The following is a 3812-nucleotide window of genomic DNA, read 5'->3' as shown; positions in this document are numbered from 1 at the left end:
GACTTACTACGACAAGCCGCTTGCCGAGCTGAGCCTGGCCGAAACCGCCATGATTGCTGGGCTACCCAAAGCGCCTTCTGCCTTTAACCCACTGGCGAACTCTGAGCGCTCGCTGATCCGTCGTAATTGGATTCTGTTCCGTATGCGCGAGCTTGGTTATATCGATAACGATATCTACCAAAATGCCGTGCAAGAGCCGGTCACCGCTCGCCGCCATTACACCCAAGCCGAAGTGGACGCGGCCTATGTGGCAGAGATGGCTCGCCAGTATGCCATTGAGCGCTTTGGCGATGACGCCTACACCGGCGGCTACCGTATTTACACTACTATTGATAGCGAGCTGCAGCCGTTTGCCCGCCAAGCACTGGCCAACGGCCTGATCGAGTACGACCTACGCCACGGCTGGCGCGGCGCCGAGCAAGAGGACATCGCGCCCAGCTTGGTAGAAGCTCAAGAGCAGACCAACACCCAAGGCTTGGAAGAGGAGCTATCTGAGTCGCCTGAGATTCGCCAAACTGCCCGTCAGGCAGCGCAACGTAGCCAAACAGAAGTCGAAGGCGTAGATGGCGATGTGAGCAACTGGCTTCAAGTACTGGAGCGCACGCCCAACTACGGTCTGCTACAGCCCGCGATTGTGGTAGAGAGCAGCGGCCGTGAAATGCAGGTATTAACCCGCGGCGGTGAGCTGCAAACCATTGCCTGGGATGGCCTAAGCTGGGCACAGCCCTACTTAAGCCCGCGTAGCCGTGGTGCCGAACCCAGCAGCGCCGACCAGATTGCCAAGCGTGGTGACCTGATTCGCGTAATGGAAACCGACGACGGTACGCTGCGTCTTTCCCAGCGACCGGATGCCGAGGGCTCGCTGGTGGCGCAAGACCCGCGCACCGGCGCTATTCTGGCGCTTCAAGGCGGTTTTGATTTCAACGCCAGCAAGTTCAACCGTGCCGTTCAGGCGCAGCGCCAGTCTGGCTCTATCTTCAAGCCGTTCATCTACCTCGCCGCGCTGCAAGATGGCGAAATGAACGCCGCCAGTGTGGTTAATGACGCGCCGGTGGTGCTGGACGACGGCAGCGATTCGCTGTGGCGCCCGGTGAACTCCAGCCGTGACTTCCAAGGGCCGATGCGCCTGCGACCTGCGCTCGCGCGTTCGCGCAACCTCGTCACCATTCGCGTTCTGCAAACCATGGGGCTCGACCACACTATTCAGTACCTGGAAGGGTTTGGCTTTGCGCCTGAGCGCCTGCCCCGTGGCCTGTCACTGGCACTAGGCAGCGCCAGCCTTACGCCGATGGAGATGACCAACGCCTACGCGGTGATCGCCAATGGTGGCTTCCAAGTCGCCCCTTGGTTTATTGAGCGCGTCACCCGTGACGATGACAACGAGATCATCGATGAAGCCACTCCCCAAGTCGCCTGCGTTAACTGCGCCGAAGGCCAGGAGACCGTCGAGATTGATGGCAAAAGCTACCCAGTGGCGCCCCGCGTTGCCGACGCCGCCGCGGTGTACATCCTGCGTGACATGCTGCGCGACGTCATCACATCGGGCACGGGCCGGGCAGCGCTGAGTCTTAATCGTGAGGATATCGTCGGTAAAACCGGTACGACCAACAGCCAGCGGGACGCTTGGTTTGCCGGTTTCAACAGCAATCTCGTGACAACGGTGTGGGTCGGTAAAGACAGCAACGACACCATTGCCGAGTACGGCGCGAATGCAGCACTACCGATTTGGATCGACTTCATGGGTGATGCGCTGGAAGGTACGCCCTCTGCGCTACCAGAGCGTCCTGACACTATCGTCACTGCTCGGGTGGATCCGAATACCGGCCGTCGCCTGCACGATGACCAGTCAGGCGGTATCTCGGAGCTGTTCCACCAGGATCACCTGCCAGACTTCCAGACCCGCCGTATTAGCCAAGAGCTTGAAGAGGCCAGCGGTTCACAAGGCTCGGGCACCGCAGAGTCGATCTTCTAATTCGCTAACCACCGGCTAGCCTACGGGCTAGCTACTCAAGCAAAAGCCCGGAAACCTAAGTTTCCGGGCTTTTTTATAGGACGCCTTTTATCGTCACGCTAACCGGATCAACCAGTGACCGGCGTAGCCTCACGCTTACTGGCCTGCCAGTTGGCGGCAATGATCACAATCATCACCACGACCCCAGCAATTTCTGTCCAGAGGTTCGGGTAGAACACCCCAAAAATGGCCCCACCAATGGCTAAGCGCGGCAGCCAGGACATACGCGTAAACAGGTAGCCCTCAAGGGATGCAGCAAACGCACAGAGCGCGAGCAGTGCAATGACCGCGTTCCAGGCCACCACCAGCACCGGACCACCAATAATGATCTCTGGGTTGAAGACCATAAACAGCGGAATCAGATAGAGCCCTTTGGCAAACTTCCAAGCCTGGAAGCCCGTCTCCATGGGTTTACTGCCCGCAATCGCAGCCCCCGCAAACCCTGCCAAGGCAATCGGTGGCGTCACATTCGAGTCCTGGGAGTACCAGAACACCACTAAGTGCGCGATCAGTAACGGTACGCCAAATTCGGACGTTAACGCAGGACCAACCAGCACAATCAGCACGATGTAGCTCGCGGTCACCGGCAGGCCCATACCCAGAATCAGGCTCGCCAACAGCACCATCAACAGCGCCAGCACTAGGTTACCGCCGGAGAACGCCAGCATCATGGAGGAGAATTTCAGACCCAGGCCGGTCAGGCCCACCACCCCAACGATAATGCCCGCCACCGCACAGGCCATAGAGACCGCCACCGCATTGCGCGCGCCAAGCTCCAAGCCTTGTACTAGCTTCACTAGCCCCGCCCAAATCACCGACTTGGTACGCTCAACGGTCACTGGCTGGCCTTGCTTAGGTGCCACAAAGAAGTACCACAGCGCGTAGCGCATCACCGCCACTATCACCATGGTCACCACGGCGTAATAGCCCACCCGCATGGGCGACATACTCATGGCGAGCAGCCATACCAACACCGCCAGCGGTAGCAGGAAGTGCCAGCCATCTTTCATGACCTGACGCATCTGCGGCAGCTCGCTTTTCGGCAAGCCCTGCATGCCTTGCTTCAAGGCAATGATGTGCACGAACAGGTACACCGTCGCAAAGTACATAATCGCCGGCAAAATACTGATTTTGACGATTTCCAGGTACGGCGTATTGGTATATTCCGCTATCAAAAACGCGCCAGCGCCCATCAGCGGCGGCATAATTTGCCCGCCGGTAGAGGCTGCCGCTTCAATGCCACCCGCCTGTTTAGGCTGATAGCCCAACTTTTTCATCAGGGGAATGGTAAAAGCGCCGGTGGTCACCACGTTAGCAATGGCGCTACCAGAAATAGACCCCATGCCCGCCGATGCCAACACAGCGGCTTTGGCGGGGCCACCACGCTGGCGACCAGTGGCGGCATACGCCATATCAATAAAGAACTTACCCGCGCCAGTGCTTTCCAGAAACGCGCCAAACAGCACGAAAATAAAGATATAAGTGGCAGCAACCCCCAGCGGCAGGCCGAAGATGCCCTCTTGGCCCAGGTAAAGCTGGCCCGCTACGCGGTCAAGGCTATACCCACGGTGCTCCATGATCCCGGGCATCCATTCCCCCAGCCAAGGCAGCTCACCCCGAGGGCCAGCAAAAGCATAGATAATGGCTAATAAGCCAATCACCGTCATACCGAAGCCCACTGCACGGCGGCTGGCTTCCAGCACGGTCACCGTGGCAATGCAGGCGACGAGTATATCGGTCTCGTTCCAGAACCCGGCGCGGCTGAATATCGCATCGAGGTTGAAGACCAAATAACCGCCAG

General features: G+C 58.7%; 2 protein-coding genes. One reads left to right on the top strand and one right to left on the bottom strand.

Annotated elements, in window-relative coordinates:
- On the top strand, positions 1 to 1972 hold a 1972-nt coding region (locus tag BIS10_RS17865), incomplete at its 5' end, for a penicillin-binding protein 1A (RefSeq protein ID WP_253507370.1).
- A 107-nt stretch (positions 1973 to 2079) separates the two neighbouring features.
- Here the strand turns inward: BIS10_RS17865 and BIS10_RS17860 are convergent.
- A partial coding sequence (locus tag BIS10_RS17860; protein ID WP_253507368.1) for a TRAP transporter fused permease subunit occupies positions 2080 to 3812 on the bottom strand: 1733 nt, incomplete at its 5' end.

It is taken from the genome of Halomonas sp. 707B3 (assembly GCF_024158645.1).
Lineage (GTDB): Bacteria > Pseudomonadota > Gammaproteobacteria > Pseudomonadales > Halomonadaceae > Vreelandella > Vreelandella lionensis.
The sequence above is the reverse complement of the archived record's forward strand: the minus strand, read 5'-3'. Positions and strand labels throughout refer to the sequence as shown.